Source organism: Pseudomonas sp. GW822-FHT04H02 (assembly GCF_058800645.1).
The window spans coordinates 198,437-218,477 of sequence record NZ_JBXAMM010000002.1; the positions used below are offsets into that span (position 1 = coordinate 198,437).

Sequence of the window (20,041 nt, forward strand, 5' to 3'; positions counted from 1 at the left end):
CATTGGCCCGCACCTCGACAGGGAGATGTCTTGATGAATCCGCTTTACCTCGCTTCCGGTTCGCCTCGTCGGCGTGAGTTGCTGACGCAGATCGGCGTGCCGTTCACCGCCATCAGTGCGGACATCGATGAAACCCCGCTAGCCGATGAGTCACCTGCTGCCTACGTCGAGCGCCTGGCCCGAGGCAAGGCTGCGGCGGGGCGCGGGCTGATCACCAGCAGTGAATCCCAGGCCCCGGCCTGTGTGCTGGGGGCCGACACCGCGGTGGTGCTCGATGGGCGGATTCTCGGCAAACCGCTGGATCAGGCTGATGCGTTGCAGATGCTCATGGCGCTTTCGGGGCGTGAGCATGAAGTGTTCACCGCCATTGCCCTGCTTGACGGTGAACGCTGCGAGTCGCGAGTGGTGCGCAGCCTGGTACGTTTTCGCCCGATCTCGCCTGCAGAGGCCGCGCTCTACTGGGCCAGCGGCGAGCCCTGCGACAAAGCCGGTGGCTATGCTATCCAGGGACTGGCAGCGGTGTTTGTCGCCGGCCTCAATGGCAGTTATTCCGCGGTGGTCGGCTTGCCGGTGTGCGAAACCGCAGAACTGCTCGGGCATTTCGGCATACCCTGTTGGCAAAACCTTCCAGTGCGCTAAAGCGCCGTACCCGATTGCTGCGGCCCTCTATGAACACGCCTGAACGAGACACTGCCATGAGTGAAGAGATTCTGATCAACATCACGCCGATGGAATCACGCGTGGCGGTGGTCGAAAACGGAGTGCTGCAAGAGGTTCACGTCGAGCGCACCCAGCGCCGGGGGATCGTCGGCAACATCTACAAGGGCAAGGTGGTGCGGGTCTTGCCGGGCATGCAGGCGGCCTTCGTCGACATCGGCCTGGACCGGGCGGCGTTTATCCACGCCTCGGAAATTTCCACCCGCGAAGGCACTGCGGTAGAGAGCATCAGCGCTCTGGTGCACGAAGGGCAGAGCCTGGTGGTGCAAGTCACCAAGGACCCCATCGGTTCCAAGGGCGCGCGCCTGACCACTCAGTTGTCGATCCCTTCCCGCTATCTGGTGTACATGCCGCGTACCGCCCATGTCGGTATCTCGCTGAAGATCGAGGACGAAGCCGAGCGTGAGCGCCTGAAGCAGGTCGTCAGTGATTGCGTGGCCCAGGAAGGCATCAAGGAGGCCGGTGGTTTTATCCTGCGCACCGCCGCCGAAGGCGCCGGGGCCGATGAGATCATGATGGACATCCGTTACCTGCGCCGGCTCTGGGACCAGATCGGCGCGCAGATCAAGACCATCGGCGCGCCCAATGTGATCTACGAGGACCTGGGCCTGGCTCTGCGCACCCTGCGCGACCTGGTGAGCCCGAAGATCGAGAAGATCCGCATCGACTCCCGGGAAACCTTCCAGAAGACCACGGTGTTCGTGGCCGAACTGATGCCGGAAATCGCCGACCGCCTGGAGCACTACCCCGGCGAGCGGCCGATCTTCGATCTGTACGGCGTCGAGGACGAAATCCAGAAAGCCCTGGAGCGCAAGGTGCCGCTCAAGTCCGGAGGCTACCTGGTGGTAGACCCGGCGGAAGCCATGACCACCATCGACGTCAACACCGGGGCCTTCGTCGGTCATCGCAACCTTGAGGAAACCATCTTCAAGACCAACCTCGAGGCGGCCACCGCTATTGCCCGGCAACTGCGCCTGCGCAACCTGGGCGGGATCATCATCATCGATTTCATCGACATGGAAGATGAAGAGCACCAGCGCCAGGTATTGCGCACCCTGGAAAAGCAGCTGGAGCGTGACCACGCCAAGACCAACATCATCGGCATCACCGAGCTGGGCCTGGTGCAGATGACTCGCAAGCGTACCCGCGAGAGCCTGGAGCAGGTGCTGTGCGAGCCTTGCAGCAGTTGCCAGGGGCGGGGCAAGTTGAAAACCCCGGAAACCGTCTGTTACGAAATATTCCGAGAAATCCTCCGCGAGGCCCGGGCTTATCAGGCAGAAGGATATCGGGTGCTGGCCAATCAGAAGGTGGTCGACCGGCTGCTGGACGAAGAGTCGGGCAACGTGGCGGAGCTGGAGGGTTTTATCGGCCGGACCATCAGGTTCCAGGTCGAAACCATGTATTCCCAGGAACAATACGACGTGGTGCTGCTCTGATTCCGCGTGTTCTACATCCGTGGAAATGGCTGGCTTCAGCTTTTTGCATGACTTTTACCCTGGGAGCCAACTGAAATGGAGCGGCTGATGCGCCTGTTCACCACGCTGATTCGCTGGGGGCTTGGCTTCTGTGCGCTGGCGCTGGTGGCGACTGCCTTGTATGTCAGTCTGGGCCGGGAACTGACCCCGCTGGTGGCCGAGTACCAGCCCGAGGTCGAGGCCAAGGTGCAGCAGGCCGTGGGCTTGCCGGTGCATATCGGTAGCCTGGAGGGGCGCTGGAGCGGCTTGTCGCCGATCCTGCTGGCCCACGACGTGCAGGTGGGCGAGGGCGCCAATGCGCTGCGCCTGGATCAGGTGAGCGTGGCGCCGGATATGCTCGGCAGCCTGCTGGCCCGTGACCTGCGGATCGGTCGCCTGGAGCTCAGCGGCCTGAGCCTGAGCCTGAAAGAGGGCGCGGACGGCCAGTGGCAGCTTGAAGGCCTGCCGGTGCAACAGGACCAGCCGATGGACCCCCAGCAGTTGCTGGGCCGCCTGCAACAGGTTGCCGAGCTGTCGCTGCTGGACAGCCAGGTCACCTTGCAGCCTCTGGACCACCAGCCCGTGGCCCTGACCTACGTCGGGCTCAATCTGCGCAGCGGTACCAGCCGCCAGCGCCTGGACCTGCGCCTGACGCTGCCGGACGGCCAGCCCCTGGCAATGAACCTGCGGACCAGGATGCGGGCCGAGGCCTGGCGCGATGCCCAGGCCGACTTGTACCTGAGCCTGCCGCAAAGCGACTGGTCGCGTTGGGTGCCGGCCCGGCTGACCCGGGAGTGGAAACTCTCCGAGCTCAAAGCGGGTGGCGAGCTGTGGCTGAAGTGGGCCAAGGGTGGGGTGCAAAACGCCACGCTGCGCTTGAATGCCCCGCAATTCACCGGGGCCTATGCCGAGCGCACGCCGGTGTCCCTGAGCAACCTGGCGTTGAATGCCTACTTCCAGCGTGATGAGCAGGGCCTGCAGGTGCAGCTTGACTCCCTGGCGCTGAACCTCGGCGAGACCCGCTGGGAATCCCGTGTGCAGGTGCAGCAGCGCAACGCGACCGAGCAGCAGGAAGAACTCTGGCATGTGCAGGCCGACCGCCTGGACCTGAAGCCGATCACCCCGATCCTCGATGCCCTGGCCCCCTTGCCGGAAGGCCTGGCCACGGCCATCGACCGACTGAAAGTCACTGGCGGCCTGCGCAACGTGCTGCTCGACTATCGTCCCCAGAACAGTGGCGACCAGCGCCTGAGCTTCGCCGCGAACCTCGACCGGGTTGGCTTCGATGCCTATCACGGTGCTCCGGCAGCACGAAATGTCAGCGGCAGCATCAGCGGCGACCTGGGCAAGGGCGAGCTGCGCATGGACAGCAAGGATTTCTCCCTGCACCTGTACCCGATCTTCGCCAAGCCCTGGCAGTACATCCAGGCCAACGCCACCCTGACCTGGAAGCTCGACAAGGAAGGCTTCACCCTGATTGCCCCCTACCTGAAGGTGCTGGGCGAAGAGGGCAAGATCGCCGGCGACTTCCTGATCCGCCTGCATTTCGACCACAGCCAGGAAGACTACATGGACCTGCGAGTCGGCCTGGTGGACGGCGATGGGCGCTACACCGCCAAGTACCTGCCCCAGGTGCTCAACGCCGGTGTGGATGAATGGCTGCGCACGGCGATCCTCAAGGGCGCGGTGGACCAGGGCTTCTTCCAGTACCAGGGTTCGCTCAACCATGACGCCGTCGAGGCCGCCCGCAGCATCAGCCTGTTCTTCAAGGTGCATGACACCGAGCTGGCGTTCCAGCCGGGCTGGCCGCACCTGACCAAGGTCAGCGGCGATGTGTTCATCGAAGACAGCGGCGTGCGCATCGTCGCCAGCAAAGGCCAGTTGCTGGACACCAAGGTGCGGGATGTCTTCGTCAACATTCCCCATGCTGCCAGCGGGCAGGACAGCCACATGTACATCGATGGCGCCTTTGCCGGTGGCCTGGGCGATGGCGTGAAAATTCTCCAGGAAGCGCCGATCGGCACCGGCTCGACCTTTGCCGGCTGGCATGGCGAGGGCGATCTGCAAGGCAAGCTGGATCTGGATATTCCCCTGGTCAAGGGCCAGGAGCCGAAGATCGTGGTGGCGTTCAAGACCGACAAGGCGCGCCTCAAGCTCAGTGAGCCTGAGCTGGAACTGACCCAGCTCAAGGGTGATTTCCGCTTCGATAGTGCCAAGGGCCTGAGTGGCGAGGGCATCAGTGCCCAGGCGTTCGAGCGGCCGGTCACGGCGCAGATCTTCGCCGATGGCAAGCCGGGCAAACCCAACACTCGAGTGGTTGCCAAGGGCCAGGTTGCGGTCAAGAAACTTACCGACTGGTTGCAAATCGGTCAGCCGTTGCCGGTGTCCGGCGAGGTGCCCTACCAGTTGCAACTGAACCTGGACGGAGCCGACAGCCAGTTGATGGTCAGTTCCAGTCTCAAGGGCGTAGCGGTGGACCTGCCGGCGCCGTTCGGCATGGCGGCCAGCACCGGGCGCAACAGTGTATTTCGCATGACTCTGCAAGGGGCCGAGCGGCGCTACTGGTTCAACTACGGCGAACTGGCCGACTTCACCTTTGCGGCGCCCAGCGGCAAGCTCGCCGAGGGTCGGGGCGAGCTGTTCCTCGGCGATGGCGCGGCCTTGCTGCCGCCGGGTAAAGGGCTGCGGATACGAGGGATTCTCTCCGAGCTGGATGTGGAACCCTGGAAAGCCCTGGTGGATCGCTACGCCGGGCAGGACCCGGGAGGCAGCGCCAAACAGTTGCTCAGCAGTGCGGACTTCAAGGTTGGCAAGCTCAGTGCCTTCGGCACCACCCTGGACCAGGTCAACCTGTTGCTGGCGCGCAAGCCCGCTGCCTGGGAGTTGCAGATCGACAGCCAGCAGGCCAAAGGCAAGGTCGGGATTCCCGATGCCAAGGCGGCGCCGATGGCCATCGACATGGCGTACGTGCGCCTGCCGGCTGCCGATCCGGCAGCGCAGGCCGATGAAAATGCGCCCGACCCCCTGGCCTCGGTGGATCCCAAGAGCGTTCCGCCCCTGGATATTTCCATTGCCCAGCTGTTCCAGGGCCAGGACCTGATCGGCCGCTGGGCGCTCAAGGTGCGGCCGACGTCCAGGGGCATGGTCTTCAATGGCCTGGACCTGGGCCTCAAGGGCATGCAGTTGCAGGGCGAGGGCGGCTGGGAAGGCCTGGCCGGTGCCAGCAACAGTTGGTACCGGGGCCGCATTGGCGGCAAGAACCTGGCGGACGTGCTCAAGGGCTGGGGCTTCGCCCCGACCGTGACCAGTGAAGAATTTCACCTGGACGTCGATGGCCGCTGGCCGGGCTCGCCGGCATGGGTGGGCTTGAAGCGCTTCTCCGGCAGCCTGGACGCTACCCTGCGCAAGGGCCAGTTCGTCGAAGTCGACGGCGGGGCCCAGGCCTTGCGGGTGTTCGGCCTGCTCAACTTCAACTCCATCGGTCGTCGCCTGCGCCTGGACTTCTCCGACCTGTTCGGCAAGGGCCTGAGCTATGACCGGGTCCGGGGCGTGCTGGCGGCGAGCAATGGCGTTTACGTCACTCGCGAACCGATCACCCTGACCGGGCCGTCGAGCAACCTGGAGCTCAATGGCACCCTGGACATGGTGGCCGACCAGGTGGACGCCAAGCTGCTGGTGACCTTGCCGGTGACCAACAACCTGCCGATTGCCGCGCTGATTGTCGGTGCGCCGGCGGTGGGCGGGGCGTTGTTCCTGATCGACAAGCTGATCGGTGACCGCGTGGCGCGCTTCGCCAGCGTCAAATACAACGTCAAAGGCCCATGGAAAGAGCCGAAAATCACCTTCGACAAACCGTTTTGAGAATCCTCGATTCGCGCCTATGGAGTAGCATGGCGGCCTACCCTACAAGGAGTTCGCCATGTCTCTTGCGGTGATTCAAATGGTCAGCCAGAGCGATGTCCTGGCCAATCTGCAGCAGGCTCGGAGCCTGCTCGAACAGGCTGCTGCCGGCGGTGCAAAGCTGGCCGTCCTGCCGGAAAACTTCGCCGCCATGGGGCGCCGCGACATGGCGGCCATTGGTCGCGCCGAAGCGCTGGGCGAAGGTCCGATCCTGCCATGGTTGAAACAGGCCGCCCGCGACCTCAGGTTATGGATAGTGGCCGGCACCTTACCGTTGCCCCCCGTCGATCAGCCCGAGGCCAAGTCCAATGCCTGTTCGTTGCTGGTGGATGACCAGGGGCAGTTCGTGGCGCGCTACGACAAGCTGCACCTGTTCGATGTCGATGTGGCGGACAATCGCGGACGCTACCGTGAATCCGATGACTATGCTCATGGAGACCGGGTGGTGGTGGCGGATACGCCGGTGGGAAGGGTCGGCCTTACAGTCTGTTATGACCTGCGCTTTCCCGAGCTGTACAGCGAGTTGCGCGCCGCTGGCGCCGAGTTGATCACCGCGCCTTCGGCGTTTACCGCGGTCACCGGTGCGGCTCATTGGGAGGTGCTGATTCGCGCCCGTGCCATCGAGACCCAGTGCTATGTGCTGGCGGCGGCCCAGGGCGGCGTGCATCCCGGCCCGCGGGAAACCTACGGCCATGCGGCGATCGTCGACCCCTGGGGGCGGATAGTGGCGCAACAGGATCAAGGTCAAGGCGTGCTGCTGGCCGAGCGCGACAGCAGCGAACAGGCGTCCATCCGGGCGCGGATGCCGGTGTTCAGTCACCGGCGCATTTTCTCGCAAGGCGTGCAACGGCTTGCATAAGTACGACGAATTTAAGGCCAAAACATATGAGCGGGTTGTTGTCCTCTGTCAGTGAACATCTACTAGCCCCGGGCGGCGTGACCATCGAAAGCTTGCAAGGCGTGCTGGGGGATCTGGCCGGCCCGGGCATCGATGCCGCCGATCTGTATTTCCAGGGGCAGATTTCCGAGTCCTGGTCCCTGGAAGACGGAATCGTCAAGGAAGGCAGTTTCAACCTCGACCAGGGGGTTGGGGTGCGTGCGCAATCCGGTGAGAAGACCGGCTTCGCCTACAGCAATGCCATCACCCTGGAGGCCCTGGGCCTCGCCGCCCGGGCGGCGCGCTCGATTTCCCGGGCCGGGCAAAACGGCACCGTGCAGGCGTTCTCGACCCAGGACGTGGCGCAGCTGTATGCGCCGGACAACCCCCTGGAAGTCATCAGCCGGGCCGAGAAGGTCGAGCTGCTCAAGCGCGTTGACGCCGCAACCCGCGCCCTGGATCCGCGCATCCAGCAGGTCAGCGTGAGCATGGCCGGGGTCTGGGAGCGGATCCTGGTGGCCTCTACCGATGGCGGCCTGGCGGCGGACGTGCGGCCGCTGGTGCGTTTCAACGTCAGCGTCATCGTCGAGCAGAACGGTCGCCGCGAGCGCGGTGGCCATGGCGGCGGCGGGCGTACCGATTACCGCTATTTCCTCAGCGAAGATCGGGCCATGGGCTATGCCCGTGAAGCCCTGCGCCAGGCGCTGGTCAATCTGGAAGCCATTCCGGCGCCGGCCGGAACCCTGCCGGTGGTGCTGGGCTCCGGCTGGTCCGGAGTGCTGCTGCACGAAGCCGTGGGCCACGGCCTGGAGGGCGACTTCAACCGCAAGGGCAGTTCGGCCTACAGCGGGCGCATGGGCGAAATGGTAGCTTCCAAGCTCTGCACCATCGTCGACGACGGCACCCTGGCCGGGCGCCGTGGTTCCCTGAGCGTGGACGACGAAGGCACCCCCACCGAATGCACCACGCTGATCGAGAACGGAGTGCTCAAGGGCTACATGCAGGACAAGCTCAATGCCCGGCTGATGGGCGTGGCCCGCACCGGCAACGGTCGCCGCGAGTCTTATGCGCACCTGCCGATGCCGCGCATGACCAACACCTACATGCTGGGTGGCGAAAGCGATCCGGCGGAAATCATCGCTTCGGTGAAGAAGGGCATCTATTGCGCCAACCTCGGCGGCGGCCAGGTGGATATCACCAGCGGCAAGTTCGTGTTCTCCACCAGTGAGGCCTACCTGATCGAGGACGGCAAGATCACCGCCCCGGTCAAGGGCGCGACCTTGATCGGCAACGGTCCGGAAGCCATGAGCCGGGTATCGATGGTGGGTAATGACCTGTCCCTGGACAGTGGCGTCGGCACCTGCGGCAAGGATGGGCAATCGGTGCCAGTGGGCGTCGGCCAGCCGACCCTGAAGATCGATGCGATCACCGTGGGTGGCACTGGGGCATAAGGAGGGAGGGCGTCGGGTGAGCTGCAGGGCAGCTCACCCGTGGCAAGGCTCAGCGCAGGCCGCGTTGAGTCTCGTCCAGCTCGCGGATGTACTTGAAGATTTTACGGCTTGAGGCCGGTGCCTTGTTATGCGCCAGCTCATGCTGGGCCTGACGGATCAGGGAGCGCAGTTGCTGGCGATCGGCGTCCGGGTACTCGCCGACGAATTTTTCCAGCACGTCATCGCCGCCGCCGATCAGGCGGTCGCGCCAACGCTCCAGGTTATGGAAGCGTTCGTTGTACTGCCGGGTGGAGGCATCGAGTTGGTCAAGCAGTTGCAGAATCGCGTCGGTGTCCTGGTCCCGCATCAGCTTGCCGATGAACTGCAGGTGGCGCTTTCGGGCGATATGGGCGACGTGCTTGGGTGCATCCGCCAGGGCCCGGCGCAAGGCGTCGGTCAGGGGCAGTTTGTTCAGCAAGTCGGGCTTGAGAGTGGTAAGGCGCTCGCCGAGATCAACCAGAGCATGCAGCTCGCGTTTGACCTGGGATTTGCTTTTCTCCCCATCGAGGGAGTCGTCGTAAGAATCAACCATGGTGGCAGTCCGCAAAGAAACGCCGCCATGATAACCAGTCGAGGGCCGCTTGTCCGGCCCGGTCGCTCGCCGGCCTTAATCGAAAGCAGAATTTGAGTGGAGAACAGCATGAGTGCAGCACAAAGCGTCGGCCCACAGGCTTTGCCGGCCCTGCAGGAGCAAGTCGAGCAGATCATCGCCGAGGCCAAGCGCCAGGGGGCCAGCGCCTGTGAAGTGGCGGTGTCCCTGGAGCAGGGGCTGTCGACTTCGGTGCGCCAGCGGGAAGTGGAAACCGTCGAGTTCAACCGCGACCAGGGCTTTGGCATCACCCTCTACCTGGGCCAGCGCAAGGGTTCGGCCAGTACGTCTGCCAGCGGCCCCGAGGCCATTCGCGAAACCGTGGCGGCGGCCCTGGCGATTGCCAAGCACACCTCCGAAGACGAAGCCTCGGGCCTTGCCGACGCGGCCCTGATGGCCAAGGACCTGCAGGACTTCGACCTGTTCCACGCCTGGGACATCACTCCCGAACAAGCCATCGAGCAGGCTCTGACCTGTGAGGCTGCGGCCTTTGCTGCCGACAGCCGGATCAAGAATGCCGACGGCACCACCCTCAGCACCCACCAGGGCTGTCGGGTGTATGGCAACAGCCACGGCTTCATTGGTGGTTATGCGTCCACCCGCCATAGCCTGAGCTGCGTGATGATTGCCGAGGCGGATGGCCAGATGCAGCGCGACTACTGGTACGACGTCAATCGCCAGGGCCAGTTGCTGGCTGACCCGGTGAGCATTGGCCAGCGTGCCGCCCAGCGCGCGGCCAGCCGGCTAGGTGCCCGTCCAGTGCCGACCTGTGAGGTGCCGGTGCTGTTTTCCGCAGAACTGGCCGGTGGCCTGTTCGGCAGTTTTCTCGGGGCGATTTCCGGTGGCAACCTGTACCGCAAGTCGTCCTTCCTCGAAGGCGCCCTGGGTCAACAACTGTTTCCGCAGTGGATGACCATCGATGAGCGCCCGCACCTGATGCGCGCCATGGGCAGTTCGGCTTTCGACGGCGATGGCCTGGCCACCTACGCCAAGCCGTTCATTCAGGACGGTGAGCTGGTGTCCTATGTACTGGGCACCTATTCCGGACGCAAGCTGGGCATGCCGAGCACCGCCAACGCCGGTGGCGTGCACAACCTGTTCGTCACCCATGGCGACGAAGACCAGGCCGCGCTGCTGCGGCGCATGGGCCGTGGCCTGCTGGTGACCGAGCTGATGGGCCATGGCCTGAACATGGTCACCGGGGACTACTCCCGCGGTGCGGCGGGTTTCTGGGTCGAGAACGGCGAGATTCAGTTCGCGGTGCAGGAAGTGACCATTGCCGGCAACCTGCGGGACATGTTCAAGCAGATCCTCGCAGTGGGTAACGACCTGGAGCTGCGTAGCAACATCCGCACCGGCTCGGTGCTGATCGAACGCATGACCGTCGCCGGCAGCTGACCGCGCCCAGCTTCACCCCCAACGCGCCACCTCCCCGAGGTGGCGCGTTTTTTATGGCCGCCATTTTTGTAGGAGCTGGCTTGCCAGCGAAAGCGTCCTGACATCCGGCACCAGGCTCAAGGGCTCATTCGCCGGCAAGGCGGGCCCTATAAGAGTTGGACAAAAATCATACAAGCCAGATTGATTTGATTCTCAATATCATTTAATAATGAAAATCATTATTCGATGAGCCCAGGTCATGAGTTCTGCCTTGCACGAGCAGCCTTACCTCGAAAGCTGGCGCTGGATGAGCCGCCAGATCCGTTGCGCACTGGAACCAGACGAACCCCGTCTGATCGAGCATTACCTCGCCGAAGGCCGCTACCTGGCCTGCTGTACCGCGATGTCGGCCTGGACCGTCGCTGAAACTTCCTTCCGTTTATTGATCGATACCGCAACCGATACAGCGCTGCCCTGGCATTGGCGCAGCCAGTGCCTGGACCAGGCCTGGCGGCCGTTGCGCGACATGGAGCGGTTGTCTTTGTGCAATTGCCGGCTCAAGCGCTGGCAGAGCCACGCCTGGCAGTTGGCGACCTGCTCGCTGCTGCCTTCCATTCCCCTGATAGAACTGGTGCAAGGATTTCCCGATGAGTAATACCCGTATCGAACGCGACAGCATGGGCGAACTGCAGGTACCGGAACTGGCCCTGTACGGCGCACAGACCCAGCGTGCGGTGGACAACTTCCCCATCAGCGGGCAACGCATGCCGGCAGCCTTCATCCGTGCGCTGATCCTGGCCAAGGCGGCTGCGGCCAAGGCCAACGTCGAACTGGGGCAGATCAGCGAAGCCCAGGGCAAGGCCATCGTCGATGCCGCCCAGGGGCTGCTGGAAGGTGATTTCATGCCGCACTTCCCGGTGGACATTTTCCAGACCGGCTCTGGCACCAGTTCCAACATGAACGCCAATGAAGTACTGGCAACCCTGGCCAGCCGCCTGCTGGGTGAACCGGTCAACCCCAATGACCATGTCAACTGCGGCCAGAGCAGCAACGACATCATCCCTACCACCATTCATGTCAGCGCCGCGCTGACCCTGCATGAGCAACTGCTGCCGGCCCTGGTGCATCTGGTGGAGGTCATCGAGCGCAAGGCGGTACAGGTGCACCCCTTCATCAAGACCGGCCGCACTCACCTGATGGACGCGATGCCGGTGCGCATGAGCCAGGTGCTGGAGGGCTGGGCGCAGCAACTCAAGGCCAATATCAGCCACCTGCAGGATCTGCTGCCGAGCCTGCAATCCCTGGCTCAGGGCGGCACCGCTGTGGGCACCGGGGTCAATGCGCATCCCGAGTTCGCTGCGCGTTTCAGCCAGCAGTTGAGCAAGCTGACCCAGGTGCAATTCACCCCGGGCAAGAACCTCTTCGCCCTGATCGGCTCCCAGGACACTGCGGTGACGGTATCCGGCCAGCTCAAGGCTACCGCGGTGTCGTTGATGAAGATCGCCAACGACCTGCGCTGGATGAACTCCGGCCCGCTGGCCGGGCTCGGCGAGATCGAGCTGGAAGGTTTGCAGCCCGGTTCGTCGATCATGCCCGGCAAGGTCAACCCGGTGATTCCTGAAGCCACCGCGATGGTCGCCGCCCAGGTCATCGGCAACGACAGCACCATCACTGTGGCCGGGCAATCGGGCAATTTCGAGCTCAACGTGATGCTGCCGATCATTGCCCAGAACCTGCTGAGCAGCATCGAGTTGCTGGCCAACTCCAGCCGCCTGCTGGCAGACAAGGCCATCGCCAGCTTCAAGGTCAACGAGCCCAAGCTCAAGGAAGCGCTGTCGCGCAACCCGATCCTGGTCACGGCGCTGAACCCGATCATCGGCTATCAGAAGGCTGCGCAGATCGCCAAGACCGCCTACAAGCAGGGGCGCCCGGTGATCGACGTGGCCCTTGAACATACCGATCTGCCACGCAGCCAGCTGGAGGTCCTGCTGGACCCGGAAAAGCTCACTGCCGGCGGCGTGTAACCCACCGACACCGCTTTGGAGGCTCACCATGGAGCACTGGAAACGCACGATCGAAAGGGCCAATCGCCTCTTTATGCAGGGCGAACTGGTGGATGCTCGCGAGTTCTACCTGCAGGCGCTGGCCCTGGCCCAGGTGCTGTTCGAGCGCTGGTCGGATGCCGACGAAGCGGTGGCGGCCTGTGTGATTTCCCATCACAACCTGGCAGACCTGCACCTGCGCCTCAATCAGCCGGAGGAGAGCGCGGAATACCTCTGCGCCATCCATCAGCGGTTGTTGCAGACCATGCAGGACAGCCGCTTGCCCACAGCCCTGCGGGAAGCGGCCTTGCGCCAAAGCAGCAAGACCTACGTCGAACTGCTGAATTTCATCGGTGATCACGGCGAATACCCGCGCACTCATCGTTTGCTGGACAGCAACGTCGCGGGCCTGTCAGCCGACAGCCCGCAACCAGACAGCCCCTCTTACGGAGCCCATTGATATGTCCTTTACCTTGCCTGCACTGCCTTACGCCTACGACGCCCTGGAACCGCACATCGATGCGCAAACCATGGAAATCCACTACACCAAGCATCACCAGACCTACATCAACAACCTCAACGCCGCCGTCGAGGGGACCGAATGGGCAGGGTGGGAGGTGGAAAAGCTGGTAGCCAGCGTTCAGCAACTGCCGGAAAAGCTGCGTGCTGCGGTGATCAACCAGGGTGGCGGGCATGCCAACCATTCGCTGTTCTGGGCGGTGATGACACCCGCCGGTGGCGGTCATCCCCAAGGCGCCCTGGGGCAAGCCATCGAGCAGCAACTGGGTGGTTTCGAGAGCTTCAAGGAAGCGTTCACCAAGGCCGCACTCACCCGTTTCGGCAGTGGCTGGGCCTGGCTCAGCGTGACACCGGAGAAGAAACTGGTGGTGGAAAGCAGCGGTAACCAGGACAGCCCGCTGATGAACGGCAATACGCCGATCCTCGGTCTGGATGTGTGGGAGCACGCCTACTACCTGCGCTACCAGAACCGCCGCCCGGAATACATCAACGCCTTCTACAACGTCATCAACTGGCCGGAAGTCGCTCAGCGCTACCAGGCCGCGATGGCTTGATACCTTTCCATCAAAACAAGATCTAAGGCCGACTATGGGCACTGAAACACTGGCAATCAGCAGCGGGCGAATGTTTCGTTATGCCTTCGGTTCGCTGTTGCTGTTGGCGGGCACGGCGTTGCTGGTGGCTCAAGGGCTGAGCTGGCTGAACCTGGAGCCGCGCTTGCTGCGCGCCTTGCAGGGCGGTTCGATCTGCGCGCTGGGCACGGCGCTGGGGGCGGTCCCGGTGCTGGTGATCCGGCGGATGCCGGTGGCGGTGAGCGACACCCTGCTGGGCTTTGGTGCCGGAGTGATGCTGGCGGCCACGGCATTTTCGCTGATCGTCCCCGGCATCGCTGCGGCCCAGGACCTGGGCTTGTCTGCCTGGGGCTCCAGCGGTCTGATCTGCGCCGGCATCATGCTCGGGGCCTTTGGCCTGTTCCTGGTGGATCTCAAGGTCTCGGGGGGCAGCCCGGAGGTGCTGGTGGGCACGCCAGAGCATCCGGTGATTGCCCCGCGTATCTGGCTGTTCGTCTTCGCCATCATTGCCCACAACATTCCTGAAGGGATGGCGGTGGGGGTGTCGGCCGGAGGCGGCATGCCGGATGCGGACAGCCTGGCCATGGGCATTGCCCTGCAGGATGTACCGGAAGGCCTGGTGATTGCCCTGGTATTGGCGGGGGCGGGGATGTCGCGGGTCAAGGCATTCCTGATTGGTGCGGCTTCAGGTCTGGTGGAACCGGTCTTTGCCTTGCTCTGCGCCTGGCTGGTGAGCCTGGCGCAGGTATTGCTGCCCCTGGGCCTGGCCCTGGCGGCGGGGGCGATGCTGCTGGTGGTCACTCATGAAGTGATTCCGGAGTCGCGTCGCAATGGTCATGACAAGCTTGCCAGTCTTGGCCTGTGTATCGGTTTCTGCCTGATGATGGTCATGGATACGGCACTCGCCTGAGAGCCGTATGGTGAGGGGCCCGCCCGGGCCTACTCGCCTTCGTCGAAGAAGTTGTTGATCAGTGCCACCAGCGCATCCATCGCTTCCTGTTCCTGCTCGCCTTCGGTCTTCAGGTGGATCCTGGTGCCCTTGCCGGCGGCCAGCATCATCATGGCCATGATGCTTTTGCCATCGACCATGGAATCCGGGGTCCTGCCGGCGCGGATCTGGCAGGGAAACTGCCCGGCCACGCCGACGAACTTGGCCGAGGCACGGGCATGCAGGCCCAGTTTATTGATGATCTCGATTTCCAGAGCTGGCATCGCGGGGTAGATCCTTTCAGCTAAGGTCGCGGTGGCGAACCTGGACGTTCTTCAGGGATTTTTGCAGGACCTGGCCCAGGCGCTCGGTCAGGTACACGGAGCGGTGGTGCCCGCCGGTGCAGCCGATGGCGATGGTCACATAGGCGCGGTTGCTGGCGGCAAAGCGTGGCAGCCATTTGAGCAGGTAGCTGGAGATGTCCTGGAACATTTCCTCGACATCGGGTTGCGCCGCCAGATACTCGGCCACGGGCGCATCCAGGCCTGATTGGGCGCGCAACTCGGGCTTCCAATACGGGTTGGGCAGGCAGCGCACGTCGAACACCAGGTCTGCATCTACCGGCATGCCGCGCTTGAAGCCGAAGGACTCCACCAGGAACGCGGTACCGGGTTCCGGCTGGTTCAACAGTCGCAGCTTGATGGTGTCGCGCAGCTGGTAAAGGTTCAGGTTGGTGGTGTTGACCTTGAGATCGGCCAGGTCGACGATCGGCCCCAGCAGTTGGGTTTCATCGTGGATGGCTTCGGCCAGGGAGCGGTTGGCGCTGCTCAGCGGGTGGCGCCGACGGGTCTCGGAGAAGCGCTTGAGCAGGGTCTCTTCGTCGGCATCCAGGTACAGCACGTCGCACTGGATATGCCGGCTGCGCACTTCTTCCAGCAATTCGGGGAAGCGCGACAGATGACTGGGCAGGTTGCGGGCATCGATGGACACCGCCACCAGCGGTTGCGCCAGTTCGGTGTGGATCAACGCACGTTCAGCCAGTTCCGGCAGCAAGCCGGCTGGCAGGTTGTCGATGCAGTAGTAGCCGTGGTCCTCGAGAACATCGAGGGCGGTGCTTTTACCTGAGCCGGAGCGGCCGCTGACGATGATCAAACGCATGATTACTGACCGTTTTGCTCGTCCAGAACGACCTGATACAAGGCTTCGTTGCTGGTGGCACTGCGCAGCCGGTCACGGACTTCCTTGCGATCGAGCATGCTGGCGATCTGCCGGAGCAGTTCCAGGTGTGCATCGGTCGCGGCTTCCGGAACCAGCAGGACGAACAGCAGGTCGACCGGTGCGCCATCGATGGCGTCGAAATCGATCGGAGCGTCCAGGTGCATCAGCGCACTGATGGGCGACTCGCAGCCTTTGAGGCGGCAGTGGGGAATGGCGATGCCGTTGCCAAAACCGGTGGAACCGAGTTTTTCACGGGCAATCAGGCTCTCGAAGACATCCTGCATCTCCAGATCAGGCACTTCACGGCTGATCAGGTTGGCAATTTGTTCGAGGGCGCGTTTTTTACTGCCGCCCGGCACGTTCACCAGGGAACGGCCGGGGGTCAGGATGCTTTCAAGTCGGATCATGGGAGGGGAGTGTTAGCGACCCGTGCCTTGGAGAAGGTGGAGTTGCTTTTCCTTATGCTTTTTCAGTTGGCGGTCAAGCTTGTCCGTGAGCAGGTCGATTGCGGCATACATATCGTCATGTTCTGCGTTGGCAACGACCTCCCCACCGTGGATGTGCAGGGTGGCTTCGATTTTCTGCTTCAGCTTCTCGACAGCCATGGTGACCTGCACATTGGTAATCTTGTCGAAGTGCCTCTCCAGCCGGTCGAGTTTTTCGCCGATGTAGACGCGCAGGGGTTCAGTCACTTCGAGTTGGTGTCCACTGATGTTGACTTGCATACAGCTTCTCCTTCGTTGCCAGTGCATAACGCGGCAGGCTGGGTTGCCTGCCACCTAGACTACGTTTGAAAACGACACCGGGCCCTTTTCAAACACACTCTGAAACGCTGTGGCCAGCCCTGCGGCTACATCAACCGCTTACGTTCGCTGGAAGGCGCGATCCCAAGGGATTCGCGGTACTTGGCGACGGTACGACGGGCTACCTGAATGCCTTGTGCCTCCAGTAAACCAGCGATCTTGCTGTCACTCAACGGCTTTTTCTGATTTTCCGCGGCCACCAATTTTTTGATGATCGCGCGGATCGCCGTGGACGAGCATTCACCGCCTTCCGAAGTGCTGACGTGGCTGGAGAAAAAGTATTTCAGCTCATATATGCCCCGTGGGGTATGCATGAATTTTTGCGTGGTCACCCGGGAAATCGTCGATTCGTGCATGCCCACCGCCTCGGCGATATCGTGCAGAACCAGCGGCTTCATCGCTTCATCGCCATATTCGAGAAAGCCGCGCTGGTGCTCGACGATCTGGGTGGCGACCTTCATCAGGGTTTCATTGCGGCTTTGCAGGCTCTTGATGAACCAGCGGGCTTCCTGCAACTGGTTGCGCATGAAGGTGTTGTCGGCGCTGGTGTCGGCGCGGCGTACAAAACCGGCGTACTGGGCGTTGACCCGCAGGCGCGGCACGGATTCCTGGTTCAGTTCCACCAGCCAGCGTTCGTTGTCCTTGCGCACTATGACGTCCGGGACCACGTATTCGGCTTCGCTGGATTCGATCTGCGATCCGGGGCGGGGGTTGAGGCTCTGCACCAGCTCGATGACCTGGCGCAGCTCATCTTCCTTGAGCTTCATGCGCCGCATCAGCTGGCTGTAGTCGCGGCTGCCCAGGAGGTCGATGTAGTCACTGACCAGGCGCTGGGCCTCGCCCAGCCAGGGCGTTTTCGCCGGCAGCTGGCGCAGTTGCAGCAACAGGCACTCGCCCAGGTTGCGGGCGCCGATGCCCGCAGGTTCGAATTGCTGGATGCGGTGCAGGACGGCTTCTATCTCGTCCAGTTCGATGTCCAGTTCCGGATCGAAGGCTTCGAGGATCTCCTCGAGGGTTTCGTCCAGGTAGCCCTGATTGTTGATGCAGTCGATCAGGGTCACGGCAATCAGGCGGTCGGTGTCCGACATCGGCGCCAGGTTCAGTTGCCAGAGCAGGTGGCTCTGCAGGCTTTCGCCCGCCGAAGTGCGGGTGGTGAAGTCCCACTCGTCGTCATCGCTGCTGGGCAGGCTGCTGGCGCTGGTCTGGTAGACGTCTTCCCAGGCGGTGTCGACCGGCAGTTCGTTGGGGATGCGCTCGTTCCACTCACCGTCCTCGAGGTTGTCCACCGTGGGGGCGGTTTCCTGGTAGGAGGGCTCCTGGATCTCGGTATTGGGTTTGGACTCGGTGTTGTCGGCCAGGGGGTCGCTGTTGTCGAAGTCGTCGCCTTCTTCCTGGCGCTCGAGCATCGGGTTGGACTCCAGGGCTTCCTGGATTTCCTGTTGCAGGTCCAGGGTCGACAATTGGAGCAGGCGGATGGCCTGTTGCAGCTGCGGTGTCATCGTCAGCTGCTGGCCCATTCTAAGGACTAGCGATGGTTTCATGGCAGGGGCTTAACACCTTATTTGCCGGCGCACATGCGCCATCCACTACAGGGCGCCGGAGCGCCAAACATAAGCAAATTATATGCCTGAAACTGAAGTGTTTGCCTAGAGCGCTGTAACAATAAAGTTTGTAGGGTTTTATTGTTCCCGGCGCCCTGGCGTCCAGCCCAACACATCAGCCCTTACAGGCGGAACTCATGGCCCAGATAGACTTCCTTGACCAGTTCGTTGGCCAGGATGGTCTCGGAGTCGCCTTCGGCGATCAGTTGCCCGTCGTTGACGATGTAGGCGGTCTCGCAGATGTCCAGGGTTTCCCGGACGTTGTGGTCGGTAATCAGCACCCCGATGCCCTTGGCCTTGAGGTGGTGGATGATCTGCTTGATATCGCCCACCGAGATCGGGTCGACACCGGCGAAGGGTTCGTCCAGCAGGATGAACTTGGGCGCGGTGGCCAGGGCCCGGGCGATCTCCACGCGGCGCCGCTCACCACCGGACAGGCTCATGCCGAGGTTGTCGCGGATGTGGTTGATGTGGAATTCCTGCAGCAGGCTTTCCAGTTCCTGGCGACGGCCGGCCTTGTCGAGCTCCTTGCGGGTCTCGAGGATGGCCATGATGTTGTCGGCCACCGACAGCTTGCGAAAGATCGAGGCTTCCTGGGGCAGGTAGCCGATACCGGCGCGTGCGCGGCCGTGCATCGGTTGGTGGCTGACATCCAGGTCGTCGATCAGGACGCGGCCCTGATCGGCCTGGACCAGGCCGACGATCATGTAGAAGCAGGTGGTCTTGCCGGCGCCGTTGGGGCCGAGCAGGCCGACGATCTGACCGCTGTCGATGGACAGGCTGACATCACGCACGACCTGGCGGCTCTTGTAGCTCTTGGCCAGATGCTGAGCTTTCAGAGTTGCCATTACTGGGCCTTTTGCTCGTCGGTTTTCTTTTTCGGCTGGATGACCATGTCGATCCGCGGACGCGGCGCGGTAACCGAGCTGCCATTGGCGCGACCGGCGTTGGCAACCTGCTTGACGGTGTCGTAGACGATCTTCTCGCCTTCGGTGGTATTACCGTCGTTGATGACCTTGGCCTTGTCGATCAGCACGATGCGGTTCTGCTGGGCATGGTACTGGATGGTCACGGCGTAGGCCTGGACCGGTTTCGGGTCGGTCTGCTTCTGCAGTTGCTCGAAGTAGGCGAGGTTGCCCACCGAGGTCACCACGTCGATTTCACCGGTCTTGGACCGGGTGATGGTCACGGTGTTACCGGTGATCTTCATCGAGCCCTGGGTGATGATGACATCGCCCTTGTAGGTGGCCACGCCGTTCTTGTCGTCCAGCTGGGCGTCGTCGGCCTGGATGCGGATCGGCTGTTGGCTATCGTTCGGCAGAGCCCAGGCGCTCACGCTTCCCAGTGCTGCGCCCAGACTGAGCAAAATAGGGAGGGTTTTAACGAGCCTCATACTGTCCTCTTACGTTCGATAGCAGGTTCATCCTGCCGTCTTTCAAATACGCTTTCATTCCCTTGGCCGTAGTCACGCCGCCGGCGCCGTCGATTCTAACGGCTTGCTCGGTCTGCGCATATTGCTTCTGCGGGAATACTGTCATGCGGGTTGTGGTGATCAGCAGGTTGCGGTTGTGCTCGTCGGTGCGGGAAACCCGTACCGAATCGATCAGCTCGACCTCGGTGCCGTCCGGGTTGACCTCGCCGCGTTCGCTCTGGACATGCCAGGGGAACGTGGTGCCACGGTACATCTGCAGGTCCGGCTTGGTCAGCAGGGTCACTTCGCTGGCCTTGACGTGCTCGACCTTGTCCGAGGTCATTTCGTACTGCAGTTTGCCGTCGGGCAGGTACTGCACGCTGCGGGCGTTGATCACGTAGTAGTCAATGGCGCTTTCGTCGACCTGGGCCACCGGCTTGTCGAGGAAGCGTTCCGGGCTGATGTTCCAGTAACCGACCGCTGCGAACAGCAGGGCGATGGTCCCGAAGATCAGGATGTTGCGAATCTTTTTGCTCAGCATGG

The 20,041-nt window shown here is 62.7% G+C and carries 20 protein-coding genes; 11 read left to right on the top strand and 9 right to left on the bottom strand.

The annotated features are described in order from the left end of the window. Nucleotides 1-33: 33 nt before the first annotated feature. The 5 genes from AC1RMG_RS07575 (at nucleotide 34) to tldD (ending at nucleotide 8,399) form a co-directional block, all read left to right on the top strand. The gene (locus AC1RMG_RS07575) at nucleotides 34-639 is read left to right on the top strand and encodes a Maf family protein (protein WP_011059253.1); all 606 of its coding nucleotides are present in this window, start codon (nucleotides 34-36) and stop codon (nucleotides 637-639) included. Between the two features lie 56 nt (nucleotides 640-695). Next, nucleotides 696-2,153: a ribonuclease G gene (gene rng / locus AC1RMG_RS07580; RefSeq protein ID WP_011059254.1), complete on the top strand. Its 1,458-nt coding sequence runs from the start codon at nucleotides 696-698 to the stop codon at nucleotides 2,151-2,153. A 75-nt stretch (nucleotides 2,154-2,228) separates the two neighbouring features. Then, nucleotides 2,229-6,032 carry a YhdP family protein gene (locus AC1RMG_RS07585; RefSeq protein WP_493168870.1) on the top strand — a complete coding sequence of 1,268 codons (3,804 nt, stop codon included), beginning with the start codon at nucleotides 2,229-2,231 and terminating at the stop codon, nucleotides 6,030-6,032. Between the two features lie 58 nt (nucleotides 6,033-6,090). Further along, complete coding sequence (locus AC1RMG_RS07590; RefSeq protein WP_011059256.1) at nucleotides 6,091-6,930, top strand: carbon-nitrogen hydrolase family protein; 840 nt, start codon at nucleotides 6,091-6,093, stop codon at nucleotides 6,928-6,930. A 26-nt stretch (nucleotides 6,931-6,956) separates the two neighbouring features. Beyond that, nucleotides 6,957-8,399, top strand: coding sequence for a metalloprotease TldD (tldD, locus tag AC1RMG_RS07595; protein WP_011059257.1), 1,443 nt, complete (start codon nucleotides 6,957-6,959; stop codon nucleotides 8,397-8,399). 49 nt (nucleotides 8,400-8,448) lie between these two features. On the opposite strand, the gene yjgA is transcribed toward tldD, so the two are convergent. Next, nucleotides 8,449-8,970 carry a ribosome biogenesis factor YjgA gene (gene yjgA, locus AC1RMG_RS07600; protein ID WP_011059258.1) on the bottom strand — a complete coding sequence of 174 codons (522 nt, stop codon included), beginning with the start codon at nucleotides 8,968-8,970 and terminating at the stop codon, nucleotides 8,449-8,451. 108 nt (nucleotides 8,971-9,078) lie between these two features. Here yjgA and pmbA point away from each other — a divergent pair, with 108 nt between their 5' ends. From pmbA to AC1RMG_RS07630, 6 genes are all read left to right on the top strand, one after another. Next, nucleotides 9,079-10,425 (top strand): metalloprotease PmbA, encoded by a 1,347-nt coding sequence (gene pmbA / locus AC1RMG_RS07605; protein WP_011059259.1) that lies wholly within the window; start codon nucleotides 9,079-9,081, stop codon nucleotides 10,423-10,425. A gap of 238 nt (nucleotides 10,426-10,663) precedes the next feature. After that, nucleotides 10,664-11,059 (top strand): hypothetical protein, encoded by a 396-nt coding sequence (locus AC1RMG_RS07610; protein WP_011059260.1) that lies wholly within the window; start codon nucleotides 10,664-10,666, stop codon nucleotides 11,057-11,059. Continuing rightward, nucleotides 11,052-12,428, top strand: a complete 1,377-nt coding sequence (locus AC1RMG_RS07615; RefSeq protein WP_493168872.1) for a class II fumarate hydratase — start codon at nucleotides 11,052-11,054, stop codon at nucleotides 12,426-12,428. Before AC1RMG_RS07610 ends, AC1RMG_RS07615 begins: the two co-directional genes overlap by 8 nt. Before the next feature lie 28 nt (nucleotides 12,429-12,456). Further along, nucleotides 12,457-12,906, top strand: coding sequence for a DUF2753 family protein (locus AC1RMG_RS07620; RefSeq protein ID WP_011059262.1), 450 nt, complete (start codon nucleotides 12,457-12,459; stop codon nucleotides 12,904-12,906). 1 nt (nucleotide 12,907) lies between these two features. Next, nucleotides 12,908-13,519, top strand: a complete 612-nt coding sequence (locus AC1RMG_RS07625) for a superoxide dismutase (RefSeq protein WP_011059263.1) — start codon at nucleotides 12,908-12,910, stop codon at nucleotides 13,517-13,519. A gap of 34 nt (nucleotides 13,520-13,553) precedes the next feature. Then, on the top strand, nucleotides 13,554-14,447 hold the full coding sequence (locus AC1RMG_RS07630) for a ZIP family metal transporter (RefSeq protein WP_011059264.1): 894 nt from the start codon (nucleotides 13,554-13,556) through the stop codon (nucleotides 14,445-14,447). Between the two features lie 29 nt (nucleotides 14,448-14,476). Here AC1RMG_RS07630 and AC1RMG_RS07635 read toward each other — a convergent pair whose 3' ends face one another. The 8 genes from AC1RMG_RS07635 to lptC all read right to left on the bottom strand — a co-directional run bounded on the left by AC1RMG_RS07635 (nucleotide 14,477) and on the right by lptC (nucleotide 20,039). Further along, on the bottom strand, nucleotides 14,477-14,749 hold the full coding sequence (locus AC1RMG_RS07635) for an HPr family phosphocarrier protein (protein WP_011059265.1): 273 nt from the start codon (nucleotides 14,747-14,749) through the stop codon (nucleotides 14,477-14,479). A gap of 16 nt (nucleotides 14,750-14,765) precedes the next feature. Then, nucleotides 14,766-15,623, bottom strand: a complete 858-nt coding sequence (gene rapZ / locus AC1RMG_RS07640; RefSeq protein ID WP_011059266.1) for an RNase adapter RapZ — start codon at nucleotides 15,621-15,623, stop codon at nucleotides 14,766-14,768. A gap of 2 nt (nucleotides 15,624-15,625) precedes the next feature. Then, nucleotides 15,626-16,090: a PTS IIA-like nitrogen regulatory protein PtsN gene (gene ptsN, locus AC1RMG_RS07645; protein ID WP_011059267.1), complete on the bottom strand. Its 465-nt coding sequence runs from the start codon at nucleotides 16,088-16,090 to the stop codon at nucleotides 15,626-15,628. Between the two features lie 12 nt (nucleotides 16,091-16,102). After that, nucleotides 16,103-16,408, bottom strand: coding sequence for a ribosome hibernation-promoting factor, HPF/YfiA family (gene hpf / locus AC1RMG_RS07650; RefSeq protein WP_011059268.1), 306 nt, complete (start codon nucleotides 16,406-16,408; stop codon nucleotides 16,103-16,105). A 125-nt stretch (nucleotides 16,409-16,533) separates the two neighbouring features. Then, nucleotides 16,534-18,027 carry an RNA polymerase factor sigma-54 gene (locus tag AC1RMG_RS07655; protein ID WP_011059269.1) on the bottom strand — a complete coding sequence of 498 codons (1,494 nt, stop codon included), beginning with the start codon at nucleotides 18,025-18,027 and terminating at the stop codon, nucleotides 16,534-16,536. Nucleotides 18,028-18,209: 182 nt separating this feature from the next. Beyond that, nucleotides 18,210-18,935: an LPS export ABC transporter ATP-binding protein gene (gene lptB / locus AC1RMG_RS07660; protein ID WP_011059270.1), complete on the bottom strand. Its 726-nt coding sequence runs from the start codon at nucleotides 18,933-18,935 to the stop codon at nucleotides 18,210-18,212. Beyond that, nucleotides 18,935-19,480: a lipopolysaccharide transport periplasmic protein LptA gene (gene lptA, locus AC1RMG_RS07665; RefSeq protein ID WP_011059271.1), complete on the bottom strand. Its 546-nt coding sequence runs from the start codon at nucleotides 19,478-19,480 to the stop codon at nucleotides 18,935-18,937. The genes lptB and lptA overlap by 1 nt, the downstream gene beginning before the upstream one ends. Beyond that, entirely contained in the window at nucleotides 19,467-20,039 is a 573-nt protein-coding gene (lptC, locus tag AC1RMG_RS07670) for an LPS export ABC transporter periplasmic protein LptC (protein WP_011059272.1), read from the bottom strand. Before lptC ends, lptA begins: the two co-directional genes overlap by 14 nt. Nucleotides 20,040-20,041 lie beyond the last annotated feature (2 nt).

Excerpts from the sequence above, each read along its gene's own strand:
- AC1RMG_RS07575 (WP_011059253.1), top strand. The coding sequence starts at position 34 with ATGAATCCGCTTTACCTCGCTTCCGGTTCGCCTCGTCGGCGTGAGTTG.
- rng (WP_011059254.1), top strand. The coding sequence starts at position 696 with ATGAGTGAAGAGATTCTGATCAACATCACGCCGATGGAATCACGCGTG.
- AC1RMG_RS07585 (WP_493168870.1), top strand. The coding sequence starts at position 2,229 with ATGGAGCGGCTGATGCGCCTGTTCACCACGCTGATTCGCTGGGGGCTT.
- AC1RMG_RS07590 (WP_011059256.1), top strand. The coding sequence starts at position 6,091 with ATGTCTCTTGCGGTGATTCAAATGGTCAGCCAGAGCGATGTCCTGGCC.
- tldD (WP_011059257.1), top strand. The coding sequence starts at position 6,957 with ATGAGCGGGTTGTTGTCCTCTGTCAGTGAACATCTACTAGCCCCGGGC.
- yjgA (WP_011059258.1), bottom strand. The coding sequence starts at position 8,970 with ATGGTTGATTCTTACGACGACTCCCTCGATGGGGAGAAAAGCAAATCC.
- pmbA (WP_011059259.1), top strand. The coding sequence starts at position 9,079 with ATGAGTGCAGCACAAAGCGTCGGCCCACAGGCTTTGCCGGCCCTGCAG.
- AC1RMG_RS07610 (WP_011059260.1), top strand. The coding sequence starts at position 10,664 with ATGAGTTCTGCCTTGCACGAGCAGCCTTACCTCGAAAGCTGGCGCTGG.
- AC1RMG_RS07615 (WP_493168872.1), top strand. The coding sequence starts at position 11,052 with ATGAGTAATACCCGTATCGAACGCGACAGCATGGGCGAACTGCAGGTA.
- AC1RMG_RS07620 (WP_011059262.1), top strand. The coding sequence starts at position 12,457 with ATGGAGCACTGGAAACGCACGATCGAAAGGGCCAATCGCCTCTTTATG.
- AC1RMG_RS07625 (WP_011059263.1), top strand. The coding sequence starts at position 12,908 with ATGTCCTTTACCTTGCCTGCACTGCCTTACGCCTACGACGCCCTGGAA.
- AC1RMG_RS07630 (WP_011059264.1), top strand. The coding sequence starts at position 13,554 with ATGGGCACTGAAACACTGGCAATCAGCAGCGGGCGAATGTTTCGTTAT.
- AC1RMG_RS07635 (WP_011059265.1), bottom strand. The coding sequence starts at position 14,749 with ATGCCAGCTCTGGAAATCGAGATCATCAATAAACTGGGCCTGCATGCC.
- rapZ (WP_011059266.1), bottom strand. The coding sequence starts at position 15,623 with ATGCGTTTGATCATCGTCAGCGGCCGCTCCGGCTCAGGTAAAAGCACC.
- ptsN (WP_011059267.1), bottom strand. The coding sequence starts at position 16,090 with ATGATCCGACTTGAAAGCATCCTGACCCCCGGCCGTTCCCTGGTGAAC.
- hpf (WP_011059268.1), bottom strand. The coding sequence starts at position 16,408 with ATGCAAGTCAACATCAGTGGACACCAACTCGAAGTGACTGAACCCCTG.
- AC1RMG_RS07655 (WP_011059269.1), bottom strand. The coding sequence starts at position 18,027 with ATGAAACCATCGCTAGTCCTTAGAATGGGCCAGCAGCTGACGATGACA.
- lptB (WP_011059270.1), bottom strand. The coding sequence starts at position 18,935 with ATGGCAACTCTGAAAGCTCAGCATCTGGCCAAGAGCTACAAGAGCCGC.
- lptA (WP_011059271.1), bottom strand. The coding sequence starts at position 19,480 with ATGAGGCTCGTTAAAACCCTCCCTATTTTGCTCAGTCTGGGCGCAGCA.
- lptC (WP_011059272.1), bottom strand. The coding sequence starts at position 20,039 with ATGCTGAGCAAAAAGATTCGCAACATCCTGATCTTCGGGACCATCGCC.